The sequence below is a fragment of the Chitinophaga sp. genome, from assembly GCF_039596155.1.
In the GTDB taxonomy this organism is placed as follows: domain Bacteria; phylum Bacteroidota; class Bacteroidia; order Chitinophagales; family Chitinophagaceae; genus Chitinophaga.
On record NZ_JBCNKF010000014.1, the window covers coordinates 103,914 to 118,089 of the forward strand.

Here is a 14,176-nt window from a genome sequence, read left to right on the forward strand (position 1 = left end):
GCTGCATTAAATAAATATGGAAAGAAAATGAACTGATCAGACACACGGATTCTCTATAAAAAGAAATAAAAGTATTGTATATTTCGAATCATATAATGGCCGCCAACTTTATATTTCTTGTTCACGAGATAAATCTGATTGGGTCCTATGTCTGATTACAAGCTATATGGTGACAGTGAGCTGGTGCTGTTATTAAGGCAGGACGATCCGAATGCCTTTACCGAAATCTATTCCCGCTACTGGAAGCGGTTGTTTACGCTGGCTCTCCACCGGCTTCGCTTCCGCGAAATGGCGGAAGATGTAGTGCAGGATGTCTTTTCCGGACTCTGGCAGCGTCGTGCCAATACTATTATCGATGCACTGGAACCGTACCTCACGGTTGCTACCCGTTATGCCGCTTTCCGACAATTGTCAAAAAGCAAATTGACAGTGGAGGCGGATAGCCTTCTGGAGAGCATGCTATCCGATACAGATGATACTACAGCTGTAAGGTTCCTGCAACAATCTATGCAGGAAGAGCTAAAGGCATTACCCGAAAAATGCCGGCTGGTATTTGACTACAGCAGGAACAAAGGCCTGTCCAATAAAGAAATCGCTCACCAGTTACATATCTCCGAGAAGGCTGTGGAAAAACATATTACCAAAGCATTACAGCGGCTGCGTGTGCAGCTGAGACACTATCTCCACCTGTTCTCGATACTACCCTGAATTTTTTTTTAGTGCAGGTAGGGTTGGAATATTATCCACGTACTTATAATATATACCTGTAAACGTAATCCGCAAGCATGGAAATGAATCAACTAGTTGTCCTGTCCCGAAAGTATTTGTCCGGAACGGCGAGTGAAGCTGAAAAGGCAGCGCTATTGCAGTGGTACAATACATATAACGAGGAGGAACTGACTGCTTATCTGCTGGCAGAACAGGACGAAACAGAAGAGGCATTGGAAGCACGTATGCTTCGGCGGTTAACGGCAACCAATCGGATTGGGGCCACCCGTAGCATCCATTTCCTGCGTAGAAGGAGTGTGCAGGTGGCAGCCAGTTTGATATTGGTGTGCACGATAGGTGGAGGGTGGTTGTATACAAAAACAAAGAGCTCTTCTGAAAAGCAGGTGATTGCGCAGGTTAAGGTGCCTACACTCATTCTCGATGACGGCCAGGCGCTCCCGCTGGATACTTCCAATACGGGAATCTTGTCGCAGCAGGGTAATACCCAGGTCATGCAATCACTTGCTATGTTGTCTTACCAGCAGCAAGGTAGTGATGCGCCAGGTATCATACATTATAATACACTGAGAACACCCAGAGGGGGACAGTTCAAACTTGTATTGCCTGATGGTACAATCGTATGGTTAAATGCGGCCTCTTCTATCCGCTTCCCTACAGCATTCAGTGGTAAGGAGCGGAACGTGAGTGTCACGGGAGAAGCCTACTTTGAAGTGGCTGCGGTGGCAGACCGACCGTTTACCGTGAAGGCAGGAAATACGGACATTCGTGTGTTAGGCACGCGTTTTAATGTGAATGCCTATGAGGATGAAAACAAGGCAACCACTACCTTGATACAGGGGGCAGTGCTGGTGAATGGACAACAGCTATCACCTGGTGAACAGGCGATCGTAACAGCCAATACAACGGATATAAAGCAGCATGCAGATGTAGCTGCTGCTATTGCCTGGAAGAATGGGCTTTTCTCATTCAAAGACGCAGACATAGCTATGGTAATGCGTGAACTGGTCAGGTGGTATGATGTTGAAATAGTTTATCCGGATGGGATACCGGAAGGTACATTTACAGGTGATTTGTCGAGAGCACTCACCATTGACCAACTGGCCACACTCATGGAAACAACCAGAATACATATGAATTTCAAAAAAGAGGGCAGGAATTTAGTTGTAACGTCACGATAACATACCTACCACCAACGTAACATAATTATTATCTATTGATGTCATTGACTGATAAAATTATCAGGCGGGACAACCATGTTAATCCCTAATTAATCAGTATTCTCAACCAAATCAATCAGATGTATGCAATTCATGCCACATTGCATGGAATCGTCGTGTGCCGTAAAGCCGGCAACCTTGAAGCGGGTCCCTGCACAACCAACCAAAATCAGGCATATTATGAAACTTACAGTTGTTTTGCTTACCGTTTTTGTCTTTCAGATCAGTGCCAAAGCATTGTCACAACAAGTGACGCTTTCCTGCAAAGACATGCCGCTGCCAAAGGTGTTAGGCATTATTAAAGAACAAACAGGCTATGTGTTTTTTTACAGGTCCAAAGAGCTTTCGGGTATTGCTCCCGTATCTGTTCAATTCAACAATATGCCCATCAATGATGCGTTGAAGCAGTTGCTCCGGAAGCCATTGGTATATGCTATACAGGGCAATACTGTTGTTATTTCTGTAGAGAACACTAAAAATAACACAGTGGTTGAAACTCCCTTGTCAGACGTTTCAGGAACAGTGACGGATGAAAAAGGGACGCCATTACCGGGAATTTCTGTGCGTATAAGAGGTAGTAAGAACGGAACGGTTACGAACCAGAGCGGGTATTTTATGTTGCGTGATACGATGGATAAAAGTGTACTCATCATCAGTGGCGTAGGTTTTGAAACCCAGACTTTCGTGGTGAATGGGAGTGGCCCGGTAAAAGTGACCTTGAAAGTGAAAGCAGGGGAACTGGAACAATATGTAGTGGTGGGGTATGGCAGTGTGAAGAGAAAAGACCTGACAGGATCAGTGGCTTCGGTAGATGTGAAAGAAATTGAGAACGTTCCTTTTGCAAGCGTAGACCAGGCATTGAGCGGCAAAGCAGCAGGTGTGCAGGTTACACAGGCGGATGGTTCGCCGGGTGGGGTAGCGAAGATCAGGATCCGTGGTGGAACTTCTCTGATTGGAGGGAATGATCCGCTGTATATCATCGATGGTGTGCAGGTTACCATTCAGAACCGGTACATTCAGAATCAGGCAGAGGTGGTGAATCCTGTAGAACGATTTGGGAGTGATGATCCTAATTCATCGGTTGGCGGCTCTTTTGCCCGTGGATTGAACAGCCTGGCGGGGTTAAATATCAATGATATTGAATCGATAGATATTCTAAAAGATGCTTCTGCTACAGCGATCTATGGTTCGAAGGCAGCGAATGGTGTGGTGATTATCACTACCAAGAAAGGAAAGCTGAACCAGAAGCCTGTACTTGAAGCGAACTATTACATGGGAGCCAGCCATCCCATCAGGGAGAAACTGCTGAATGCAGATCAGTACCGTATGATTATGAAGGAAGCAGCAAAGAACCTGAATGATGCCCGGGCGCTGCAGGGACTGGCGGGAAATGCCACGGCGAACAGTATTTTGAATAATCCTGATTTTCTGGGTACGGCTAATACCGATTGGTTAAGTAAAGTATTAAGGACCGGCGTCCTGCAAAATGCAGATATTGCGGTAAGAGGTGGCGGTAGTGGCTCCCGGTATTATACTTCCCTTGCTTATCTTAAACAGGGAGGAACTATCAGGGGGACTGATTTCTCCCGTATTTCAGGGAAAATAAGCCTGGACAATGAGATAACCAGTAAATTCCGGGTGCTCACCAATCTGGATTACGGATTTACAAAGAACAATATTACCAATGGGATGTATGCCCAGGCCTTATATGCGCCGCCGACTTTACCTGCGTATAATACAGATGGTACTGTTCACCAGTTTTTAGCCTCAGATATCGGGGGTGCTGACTATGAGGGATATCAGAACCCATTGGTACTGCTGGATGGGAAAAATGAGGCTAAAACAGCCTCTTTATTAGGATCGCTTTCCGGGGAATATTATATCCTGCCTTCCCTTAAATTCAGGAGCATTGTATCTGTCAATTATAACAATTATCATCAGCTTAACTATGTACCCAGTACAGCAGTGATAGCGTCTCCCAATGGTGTAGGTACTTCTAATGGAGGGACTGCGTCGCAGAGTCAGACAGAGGATGTGAATGCATTTTATGAGAACACCCTGACATGGGATAAGCAATTTAATGCATATCACCGCATTAATATGCTGGCGGGTACCTCCTGGCAGCGGTATCGCTACAATTCATTTTCTGCCAGCGGACAAGGTTTTCCGGATGATAAGTACCTGAATAACCTGTCTTCGGCTGCGGTAACATTGCCTTCTACTGGTGTGTCAGGGCAAAATAGTCTTCTGAGTTTTTATCTCAGGGCCAACTACGCCATCAAAGAAAAATACCTTTTTACATTCACCGGCCGTTCTGATGCATCTTCCAAATTTCCTTCCCATAACCGGGTCGGGTATTTCCCATCCGGGGGTATTGCCTGGCGTATGTCAGAGGAGAAATTTATGAAAGGTATCAGCTGGTTAAGCGAATTGAAACTGAGAGCAAGTGCAGGGACTACAGGTACACAGAACTTCGGTGATTATATGTATTATACGCTGTATACTCCAGCTTCTTACGCAGGGACTAATGCCCTGGTACCGACGCAACTGGGAAATGATAAGATACGCTGGGAATCTACATTGCAGAAAGACCTGGGAATTGATTTTGCATTGTTTAATTCACGTTTACGAGGTGTACTGGGTTATTATGAAAAACTCACGACCGGTTTACTACTCACCACCAGCCTGCCACCCAGTGCCGGTTACGGCAGTGTGATCACCAACCTGGCTACGATCCGTAACCGTGGCCTGGAGTTCGATCTTCGCGCCGATATCGTTCGTAGTAAGAACTTTCAGTGGACGAGTGCGATCAATATTTCCGCGAACCGCTCATTGGTGAAAGATATTGCTACCGATTTTACAAATCCCAATGACAACCCACAGGATGCCCAGTATAACCTGGGTAATGGCATTGTTCGCAAAAACCAGCCACTGGGTCTGATCTATGGTAAACAATTTGCCGGCATTATCCGTACGCAGAAGGAGCTGGATGATTACAAACGTGATTTTGTATATGCACAATACTTTGCGCGCTATTTAGGTATTGGGGACCCTATGTATAAGCTGGGTGCAGATGGTTATTTTGCACAGGATGTAATCGGGCATGCGCAGCCTAAGTTCTACGGCGGTTTCACGAACACATTCAACTATAAGAATTTCAGTCTGATCACCCTCCTCACGTTCTCTTATGGCGGCGATATGCTTTATCTGGCCGATATTCAAAACGAATATGTCAGCGGGCGTACGAATAAAGGAGTGCGGATCCTGGACCGATGGACGCCGGAGAATCCTAACAGCAACAGGCCCCGACTCCTGCTGGGGCAAAATAACATCGCTTATACGGCCAGTAATAATGTGTATGATGCCTCCTATCTCAAACTTAAGTCTGTGACACTGAGTTACAATTTGCCTGTGGCTATTGCAAAATCGCTTCACCTTACCACCGCCTCTGCTTATATATCAGGCAGCAATTTGTTTACTATCACGAAGTATCCAGGACCCGATCCGGAGGTGAGTAATAATCCCTATAGCCTTATAAATAGTAGCAGTGATGTAGCTACTTATCCTACAGTGAAACAATATAATGCAGGACTTAGAGTTGGCTTTTAATTAAATACTTTTATTATGAAGAAGATCGTCTTACTATTTATACTTTTCCTCACCGTTACCAGTTGTAATAAAGAGTTAGGCAAACTGCCGGATAATGCGAAGGTGGAAGGAAATACTATTCTTGATCAGCATACTTCAGAAATTGCACTCAATGGCGTGTACTATCGTTTCGCAAATGTGGATGCCGGTTCCAATACGACGACCTGGCGTGATCATGAAGTACTGCCGGGCATGTGTGCAGGATTTCTTGGTTACGGTTATGGTGCAGATGGGGCAGAAGAAAATGACAATGCCGGTTCGGGTTATACCTCGTTGCCATGGACGCAGTTGTACAACCTGATCAATGCTGCAAATGGAGTGATTAAGGGGGTGGGGGCATTGTCGGATAACGCTTTTACAAATAACCGTAAACAGGAAATCCTGGCCGAAGCACGCTTTATGCGCGCATATGGACATTTTAAGTTGTTAAGTCTGTATGGAGAATGGTACGATAAAAGTAGTGCTTATGGAGCATTGCTGCGAACTGATTTTGTAACCACCAGTAATGTCCTGAAGGCGCGTAGTACCGTGCAGGAAAGTTATGACCTGATAATGGAAGATATCAATTATGCTGAGGCGAATGCGGCTGCTGAAATGGCGAATTATTACGTGAGTAAGTGGGCAGCGAAAGCATTAAAACTGCGGATACTGATGAGTTACGGAGATTATGCCGATGCAGCAACGTTGGCAAATGAGATTATTACAGGAAGTCCTTACCAGCTGGAAGCAAATGTAAAGGATCTTTTTTATTCAAAAGGTCTGGCCAGTAAGGAGGTGATCTTAGGTATCCAGCCACAGCAGAACCAGTCATCGTATTATTACAATTTGAGTTCACAATATTATCCTGGTGCATCTGCATTATTTGTGGCAAAGCAGGCTCTGAAGGATCTGCTGGCAGGTGATCCGCGACAGGGATGGCTGATAGGCAGTGAAAATGCGTATTTACCGGGGACCTATTATTTCCTGAAATACATCGCAGAAGGAACAAAGGCAACGACCATTTCTGAAACAGCATATGCATTCCGGCTCACAGAAGTTTACCTGCTTGGCGCAGAAGCGATATTGCGCGCAGGCGGCGACAGACAGGCTGCTGTAACATTATTGAAGACGGTGATGCAACATGCTGGGATCACAGATTATACGGCAGTAGACAACGCAGTGACCACAGATGACCTGTTATTGCAGGTTTATTATGAAACAGCAAAGAGTCTGACAGGGGAAGATGGGCAGGAGTGGATGGCTTTATTGCGTTTGCCATTTGCAACTGTACAACAATTAAGGCCACTTATCAAAGATAAATTACAGTATATCTTTCCAGTGCCCCACAATGAATTCCTGCAAAATCCTTTGTTTGGCGAACAGAATAAAGGCTATCAGAAATAATCACAACAAAATATCAGTACATGAAAAGAATCTATGCGCTGACACCTGCGCTTTTATTGGTTACCACCCTCATGGCTCAAAAGCCATATACCTTGCAGGGCAAGATCAGCGGCTTAACTGACCGGTTTGTATATATGAGTTATTCCAGGGGCAGCAGTTATCGTACAGATAGTACCCGTTCACATAATGGTAGTTTTACTTTTAAGGGTACGATAAAAGAACCTGTGAAGGCGATGCTGTATGTAGATAAAAATAAGGTGATGAGTAATATGAGTGAGCGGGCATCAATTTACATAGAACCCGGAGTAATGAAACTGACGGGTAATATAGCACATCTGGATGAAGCGAAATTAACCGGCTCTGCAACTCAGCTTGACCAGGATACGCTGAATGCAGCCTATCGCCCTATCCTTGAGAAATTAAAACCTATCTCGGCTGAATATGAGAAGATGAATAATAGATATATCGCCTTGCGTCGTGCAAAGAAAACAGAGGAAGAACTGGCCCCTCTCAGTGATAGTCTGAATGCTTTAAAAGATAAAATGGAACCTTATTATGAGGAGCTGGAGAAGATCGACTTTCAGTTTGCCGATAAACATCCGGCTTCCTATGTTACAGCTGAGATATTACGTTATAGAATTGCTGGTATCCCACTAGCGGAGGGAGAGAAATATTATGCAAAAATGCCGCCCGCACTGCAGCAAAGTGAAAATGGAAAAGAGATAAAAAATGATCTGGACCAACTGAAGATGGGCTCTCCGGGAAGTAAGGCACATGAGTTTACAAAAACTGATATCAATAACCATACGTTGAGTTTATCTGATTTTAAAGGGAAGTATGTGCTGCTCGATTTCTGGGCCAGCTGGTGTGGCCCCTGCAGAAAGGGTAATCCTCATTTAAAATCATTGTATGCATTGTACAAGGATAAAGGACTGGAGATTATTGGTGTATCTGATGATGACAGGAGTCCGGATGCCTGGAAGAAAGCGGTAGATAAGGATGGTATTGGTATCTGGAAACATGTATTACGCGGGCTTGATATGGACAAGCGTATGGCAAATAAGCCCAATCCGGATGATCTCAGCGACTATTATGGTATTCATACATTGCCTACCAAGATATTAATTGACCCGAACGGTGTAATAGTGGGCCGCTATGGCGGTGGCGGTGAGAACGATGAAGCAATGGATAAAGAACTGGCTAAAATATTTAACTGATTATAACCAGGGCCTTTGGTATCGCTAGCACCGGTTTTTGCCGGCGATATATCGGGGACATGGTTACTTATCAGGAGAAATGGATGGATTTTCCGCAGCCGCTACGAATAGGGAAACAGCTGTAAACGCACGCGACGTTATATTAAAGAAGCTGTAATGAAGAGGAGAGGACGTCTCAAGTTATGAATGAGATGTCCTCCCCGACTTCTAATTTCCATTTCCATTGAGCCGTTTTAGTAGCGTCTCCAGTGCATGCTCCCCGTACATTACTTCATTGTCCTCCAGCGCCTCCTGTGTCAGGCGCCTGCTTCTTGCACGCATATGCTGTTCAAAAGCCGCAATGGCGCTTTGTATATGGCTGTATTCTTTGTTAGCCAGGTACTCACTTAAATCCATTGCATCCAGCATGGCTGTATTAACCCCTTCGCCCGATGGTGGCATTAAATGGGCAGCATCACCGATAATAGTAATATTCGAACGTGCTTTCCAATCCTGATCTAAAGGAAAATAGTTCAGGGGGCGGATCACGAGTTGATCTGTGGCTTTAAAGAACTTTAGGAATTGCTCATTCCAACCGCTATAATATGTATGCAGGAAGTTATATATTGCTTCATTGCCTGTAAAATGCTTACCCCAGTTTTCAGGGTACCTGCCACCTGCATAAAAGGTAAGTCCGCCGTCTCCACGTGGTTGTGCGATAATACTTTTCCCATCACTTAACACAATCAGGTTGCCATTGGCCACCAGTTTAAAAATCTCCGGACAAGCTGTGGCCGGGTGGTCAATCTCTCCTTGTATAATAGTAAAACCAGCATACAACGGCTGAATATCTGTAACATAAGCCCGGACTTTTGAACGCGCGCCATCACACCCTACGACAAGATCAGCGTTAGCGCTTGTACCATTTTTAAAATGTATTAACCAACCATCGCCGTCTGGAACCATGGATACAAAATGCCTGTCCCATACTACAGTGTCCGGGTGAAGTGCGTCCAGCAATATATTCCTTAAAGAGCCTCTATTTATTTCAGGTCTGAAACGTTCATCGCCGAAGTGTTCATTGTTCTCCCTGTCATGTTCGTCCAGGTGCATATTCCCATCTTTGTCAAATACGCGATATTTATCGGCCCCCTGAAGATAGTTTACCTTGAATGCTTCCATGAGTCCCGCTTTTTCTATCACTTTCAGCCCGGATTCGAAATGAAGATCCACGATTGCGCCCTGCACACGTGAAGCTTTGCTGGCGTCTCTTTCATATACTTTTACATCGGCTCCTTCCATTTGCAGGAATCTGGCAAGTGTTAATCCTCCCGGTCCACCGCCTATAATTGCAATCTTTTTATTTTCTAATAAGTGCTTCATTTGCCTGTATTAATTTCAGGCAAAGTAATGACGAATAGCAAGTTCTAAAAAGGCCTATGCGAAGTAGGTATAGGACGATTCGTGGTTTTTATTGCGAAATACGAGCGGTGTCATGCCTGTTACCTTCGAAAAGAGGCGGATGAAATAGGAGTGATCCTCATAACCCAGTTCATGGGCGATTTCCTTTACTGACATGTTCGAATGATAAAGCAGACGTGCCGCTTCCAAAATAATGCGTTGTTGAATCTGGTACGATACGGAGTGCCCTGTTGCCTGCCTGACACATTCGTTTAGATAGGGTGTTGATATATTTAGCCGCTGCGCATACTCCCTGGGACTTTTAATATTTATGAAGTTTTCTTCCAGGGCTGCCTTGAAAGACTTTGCAATAATGTGAAAGCGGGACGGGATGTCTGCGGAATTTGCATGTGCGAGATATTGGGAAAGGAATGCGGCTACAAATGTATGGCAACTATCTTTTAATAAAGCGGTATAAAGTTTAGCTTTCTTCATTTCGAAGGCCTTTTGACAAACATTCACGATGTCAGTCAGCATGCCCGATGCTTTCCTGCTAAGGCGCAGTGGTTGAGCAGGGGAGATGTCGTCAAGTATTTGCAGGTATTCGGGCCTTAAGGTTCTATTATGGATAATCAGGCTATAGAAGACTGCGTCTTTGAACGAGACAACGCGATGCACCTGATTGGGATGGATATAATAAATGGAGGAAGGCTTTATGACGTATTGTTGGAAGTCAACCTCCATGATAGTGCTACCCCCTACCTGAAGAATGAATAGATGCCAGTCATCCCGGTGAGGTTGCTGTACTTCTTTCACGACTCCTTTCCGGGATTTAATAGCTGTTTTTATGATGAGGATACCTGTCTCTATATCAGGAGGTAAGGTAATTAAAGGAATGGGCTTATTGTGCTTCGGCATGCGTGAAAGGTACGCAAATTTAGCCGTGACTGAGATATAGTACTCACTATTAGCTGCTTCGCTATAAAAATCTCCCGGATGTTTTATTTTGATTTAATTTACAAATTAAAATATCAAATAATGCTGAGAAAGGTTAGTACCGTATTGTCATTGTTAATTTTCATCAGTGTTGCGGTCCATGCGCAACAGTATAGTGGAAAGCTGAAGATTGAAAAATTGGTGGATACCACTGTCAACTCTATCGGGCAGAAGATTGCCTATCCTCAGTTTAAGGACCCGAAGGTCACCATGTGCAAGATTACTTTTCCTCCGGGGGAAACAACCGGATGGCATAAGCATTTAATACCAGTGTTTTCATATGTGTTGCAGGGAACATTGACTGTAGATATAGAAGGGAAGGGGAGTGCAGAGTATAAAGAAGGAAGTAGTTTTGTGGAGTCTTATGACACATATCATCGCGGAACGAATAAGGGGAATACAGATGTTGTATTGTTCGTAGTGTATTTGGGCGGCGATGGCCAGCCACTGGCTATTAAGAAATAATTGTAGAGAGGCATCACAGATTGAATGCCTCTCTAAATTCCAACGGCGATAAATTCGTCTTTTTCCTGAATAACTTATTAAATGATTGCGGATATCCAAATCCCAACTGATAGGGAATTTCCGCTACCGATAGATTCGTCAGCGTGAGTAGTTCTTTGGCCTTCTCCAGTATCCGATCCTGTATATGTTGCTGTGCGCTTTGCCCGGTCAGTGATCGTAACATGTCACTGAGGTAATGTGGGGTTAAGTTCAACCGTGCCGCCAGTATCTCGACAGTAGGCAGACCACTTTGCAGCGCTTTACCATCATTAAAATACTCATCCAGGATCTGCTCCATCATTGCCAGCAAATCATGATTGACGGCTCTTCTTGTGATAAACTGCCGCTCGTAAAATCGTTTACTGTAGTTAAGTAACAATTCTATCTGTGATAGTATAATCTCCTGGGTATGCCTGTCAATATGCTGATATTCCTCTTCGATCTTTTGAAAGATCCCGGTAATATTCTGTTCCTCTTTTTCTGAGAGTTGTAATGCTTCATTTACCGCGTAGGAAAAGAACCCGTAATTTTTAATCGTCTGCGCCAGTGGGTGCTTGTATAAAAAATCAGGATGGATCAGGAGTGCGTGTCCACCACTATACGTCCTGTCCAGCACATCTCCATCCGATAAATCCAGGGACTGCACCTGTTTGGGGGCAACAAATGTCATTGTACCCTTGTCAAAATCATAATACTGCTGCCCATACTTAATTTTACCCTGCACCCCTTTTTTGAGGGAGATAGAATAAAAGTTGACAGCATATTGTTTCCAGATGGCTGCATCTTCCAGCCGTATATCCGTCACGCGAAATACGCTTACCAGCGGATGTAACGGAGCTGGAAGATGTGCCAGACTGTGAAAAGCTGATATGGATTCGATGAATGTCATGACTGTAGTAAAAATTGCTTTTTCAGCTCCTGGCGGAACGCTTCCCGTCCTAATTGCTCATGTGCTGCTGCCATCTCCTTCGCGTCTTCTCCCGCAATATACCGAATCTGATCCTTACCGTCTGTTGCGGCTTCGTACACTACCTCCGCGATCAGCTCTGCCGGAGATGCAACGTCCATCATTGTATCAATTTTGCTAAACATTTCGTCTTCCAGCGCCTTATACGCCGACAGGGAATTCCTTTCCAGCGACCTTCCCAGAAACTCTGTCCTGATTGCACCAGGTGCGACTGTTTTAATGGCAATGTTAAAGAGGCTCAGTTCATAAGACATTCCTTCTGACCAACCCTCAAGTGCAAATTTTGCAGCGTGGTATAGTGAATGTAATGGAAAGCCCCAGATACCTCCAATAGAAGTAGTACTGATAAATACACCACTGTTTCGTTCCCTGAAATGTGGGATGAAGGCTTTCGTCACATAGATCACGCCTAAAAGATTCGTATTCAGCTGCCTGCTTATCTGCTCATCACTCGTTGCTTCGAGCGGGGCCATCAGCCCGTAACCGGCATTATTAAATACGACGTCTACGCCTCCCAGGTCAATCGCCTGTGCCACTGCGGCTGCAATCTGGTCTTTGTCAGTGACGTCCAGTGGCAGGAGCCATACGTTGTCTAACAGGCTAAGTTCGGTTTCCTTTTCCGGTTGCCGCATGGTAGCGATCACTTTCCAGCCCCTGGCATGAAATAGTTTGGCTGTCGCCTTTCCCAGACCGGTAGAAGCACCGGTAATAAATATTGTCTTTTGCATAATGAGACAAAATTGAGAAGTATTTGGGCGCCAGATGTTTCCAGATTGAAGGTTTATGTGTCCGGATTTACCCTTCCACATGGCATAAAACCCCCTTATATCACTTTTCCGTAAGATATTGCATGCAGATTTCTTGTAACTTGCCCGCGAAGAGGCTAAATTTGTACCGGAATTGAACAAGATATATCTAATACTGATATCAAATTATGATCATAGAACCTAAAATGCGTGGCTTTATTTGCCTGACAGCTCATCCGGCCGGTTGCGCTGAGAACGTAAGAAGACAAATAAACTATGTCGAGTCACAAAAACTATCAAACGGACCCAAAAAGGTACTGGTAATTGGCGCTTCCACTGGTTTCGGCCTTTCCTCCAGAATCACGGCTGCCTTTGGTGGTGGCGCAGCCACCATCGGGGTATTCTTTGAAAAAGAACCCCAGGAAGGGAAAACCGCTTCTGCTGGTTATTATAATACTGTCGCTTTCCACGAGGAAGCGAACCGCGCAGGTTTATATGCTAAAAGTATCAATGGCGATGCTTTCTCAAAGGAAGTGAAGCAGGAGACCATTGACCTGATCCGGCAGGACCTCGGCACTGTAGACCTGATTATTTACAGCCTGGCATCCCCGGTTCGTAAACATCCGGAAACAGGCGTTTTACATCGTTCCGTATTAAAACCTATTGATCAGAGTTATCAGAACAAAACAGTTGATTTTCACACCGGTGTCGTTACAAACGTATCCATCGAACCAGCAGCAGGCGATGATATTGCCAATACCATTGCTGTAATGGGCGGAGAAGACTGGCAGCTGTGGCTGGAAGCGTTGCAGGGTGCGGGCGTACTGGCTCCAAACGTGTTAACGGTTGCCTATTCCTATATCGGTCCTGAACTGACCAATCCGGTGTATCGTCATGGTACCATTGGCCGGGCAAAGGATCACCTGGAAAGTACGGCTGCAAAGATCACAGCGCAACTGAAAGATCTGAATGGCAGCGCTTTCGTTTCCGTAAACAAAGCACTCGTCACCCAGTCCAGTTCAGCTATTCCGGTAGTACCACTGTATATCTCTCTCCTCTATAAGGTCATGAAAGAGAAGAATATCCATGAGGGCACTATCGAACAAATGTCCCGCCTGTTCCACGATCACCTGTATGCCGCACAACCGGCAGCTAAGGACGAACAGGGGCGTATCCGTATCGATGACTGGGAACTGCGTCCTGATGTACAGCAGGAAGTGGCCGAACTGTGGAAAGGTGTTAACACCGAAACCATCGCACAGATTGGTGACCTGAAAGGGTATAAGGAAGATTTCCTGAACCTGTTTGGCTTCAGTGTACCAGGTGTAGATTACACCGCTGAAGTAAGCGAGATGGCATTTATTAAGTAAGATCGTAATAAAAAGAGAA

General features: G+C 45.0%; 11 protein-coding genes. 7 read left to right on the forward strand and 4 right to left on the reverse strand.

The features are described 5' to 3' along the window. Window positions 1-147 precede the first annotated feature (147 nt). The 5 genes from ABDW33_RS15155 (at window position 148) to ABDW33_RS15175 (ending at window position 8,194) form a co-directional block, all read left to right on the forward strand. Window positions 148-708, forward strand: a complete 561-nt coding sequence (locus ABDW33_RS15155) for a sigma-70 family RNA polymerase sigma factor (protein ID WP_343690916.1) — start codon at window positions 148-150, stop codon at window positions 706-708. Window positions 709-791: 83 nt separating this feature from the next. After that, on the forward strand, window positions 792-1,907 hold the full coding sequence (locus ABDW33_RS15160; protein WP_343690917.1) for a FecR domain-containing protein: 1,116 nt from the start codon (window positions 792-794) through the stop codon (window positions 1,905-1,907). A gap of 219 nt (window positions 1,908-2,126) precedes the next feature. Next, window positions 2,127-5,555 carry a TonB-dependent receptor gene (locus tag ABDW33_RS15165; protein ID WP_343690918.1) on the forward strand — a complete coding sequence of 1,143 codons (3,429 nt, stop codon included), beginning with the start codon at window positions 2,127-2,129 and terminating at the stop codon, window positions 5,553-5,555. 15 nt (window positions 5,556-5,570) lie between these two features. Further along, the gene (locus tag ABDW33_RS15170) at window positions 5,571-6,977 is read left to right on the forward strand and encodes a RagB/SusD family nutrient uptake outer membrane protein (protein ID WP_343690919.1); all 1,407 of its coding nucleotides are present in this window, start codon (window positions 5,571-5,573) and stop codon (window positions 6,975-6,977) included. Between the two features lie 20 nt (window positions 6,978-6,997). After that, window positions 6,998-8,194, forward strand: a complete 1,197-nt coding sequence (locus ABDW33_RS15175; RefSeq protein ID WP_343690920.1) for a TlpA disulfide reductase family protein — start codon at window positions 6,998-7,000, stop codon at window positions 8,192-8,194. Window positions 8,195-8,401: 207 nt separating this feature from the next. On the opposite strand, the gene ABDW33_RS15180 is transcribed toward ABDW33_RS15175, so the two are convergent. Further along, window positions 8,402-9,556 (reverse strand): NAD(P)/FAD-dependent oxidoreductase, encoded by a 1,155-nt coding sequence (locus ABDW33_RS15180; RefSeq protein ID WP_343690921.1) that lies wholly within the window; start codon window positions 9,554-9,556, stop codon window positions 8,402-8,404. 54 nt (window positions 9,557-9,610) lie between these two features. After that, window positions 9,611-10,492 (reverse strand): helix-turn-helix transcriptional regulator, encoded by an 882-nt coding sequence (locus ABDW33_RS15185; protein ID WP_343690922.1) that lies wholly within the window; start codon window positions 10,490-10,492, stop codon window positions 9,611-9,613. Window positions 10,493-10,612: 120 nt separating this feature from the next. Here ABDW33_RS15185 and ABDW33_RS15190 point away from each other — a divergent pair, with 120 nt between their 5' ends. Next, the gene (locus tag ABDW33_RS15190; RefSeq protein WP_343690923.1) at window positions 10,613-11,035 is read left to right on the forward strand and encodes a cupin domain-containing protein; all 423 of its coding nucleotides are present in this window, start codon (window positions 10,613-10,615) and stop codon (window positions 11,033-11,035) included. A gap of 13 nt (window positions 11,036-11,048) precedes the next feature. Here ABDW33_RS15190 and ABDW33_RS15195 read toward each other — a convergent pair whose 3' ends face one another. Both ABDW33_RS15195 and ABDW33_RS15200 read right to left on the reverse strand, forming a co-directional pair. Continuing rightward, complete coding sequence (locus ABDW33_RS15195; protein ID WP_343690924.1) at window positions 11,049-11,963, reverse strand: helix-turn-helix transcriptional regulator; 915 nt, start codon at window positions 11,961-11,963, stop codon at window positions 11,049-11,051. Continuing rightward, complete coding sequence (locus tag ABDW33_RS15200) at window positions 11,960-12,769, reverse strand: SDR family oxidoreductase (protein WP_343690925.1); 810 nt, start codon at window positions 12,767-12,769, stop codon at window positions 11,960-11,962. Before ABDW33_RS15200 ends, ABDW33_RS15195 begins: the two co-directional genes overlap by 4 nt. A 206-nt stretch (window positions 12,770-12,975) precedes the next feature. On the opposite strand from ABDW33_RS15200, the gene fabV reads away from it, so the two are divergent. After that, on the forward strand, window positions 12,976-14,157 hold the full coding sequence (gene fabV, locus ABDW33_RS15205; protein ID WP_343690926.1) for an enoyl-ACP reductase FabV: 1,182 nt from the start codon (window positions 12,976-12,978) through the stop codon (window positions 14,155-14,157). Window positions 14,158-14,176: the final 19 nt, after the last annotated feature.

Bases quoted from the DNA above. Each gene is read 5' to 3' on its own strand.
- ABDW33_RS15155 (WP_343690916.1), top strand. From the start codon at position 148: ATGTCTGATTACAAGCTATATGGTGACAGTGAGCTGGTGCTGTTATTA.
- ABDW33_RS15160 (WP_343690917.1), top strand. From the start codon at position 792: ATGAATCAACTAGTTGTCCTGTCCCGAAAGTATTTGTCCGGAACGGCG.
- ABDW33_RS15165 (WP_343690918.1), top strand. From the start codon at position 2,127: ATGAAACTTACAGTTGTTTTGCTTACCGTTTTTGTCTTTCAGATCAGT.
- ABDW33_RS15170 (WP_343690919.1), top strand. From the start codon at position 5,571: ATGAAGAAGATCGTCTTACTATTTATACTTTTCCTCACCGTTACCAGT.
- ABDW33_RS15175 (WP_343690920.1), top strand. From the start codon at position 6,998: ATGAAAAGAATCTATGCGCTGACACCTGCGCTTTTATTGGTTACCACC.
- ABDW33_RS15180 (WP_343690921.1), bottom strand. From the start codon at position 9,556: ATGAAGCACTTATTAGAAAATAAAAAGATTGCAATTATAGGCGGTGGA.
- ABDW33_RS15185 (WP_343690922.1), bottom strand. From the start codon at position 10,492: ATGCCGAAGCACAATAAGCCCATTCCTTTAATTACCTTACCTCCTGAT.
- ABDW33_RS15190 (WP_343690923.1), top strand. From the start codon at position 10,613: ATGCTGAGAAAGGTTAGTACCGTATTGTCATTGTTAATTTTCATCAGT.
- ABDW33_RS15195 (WP_343690924.1), bottom strand. From the start codon at position 11,963: ATGACATTCATCGAATCCATATCAGCTTTTCACAGTCTGGCACATCTT.
- ABDW33_RS15200 (WP_343690925.1), bottom strand. From the start codon at position 12,769: ATGCAAAAGACAATATTTATTACCGGTGCTTCTACCGGTCTGGGAAAG.
- fabV (WP_343690926.1), top strand. From the start codon at position 12,976: ATGATCATAGAACCTAAAATGCGTGGCTTTATTTGCCTGACAGCTCAT.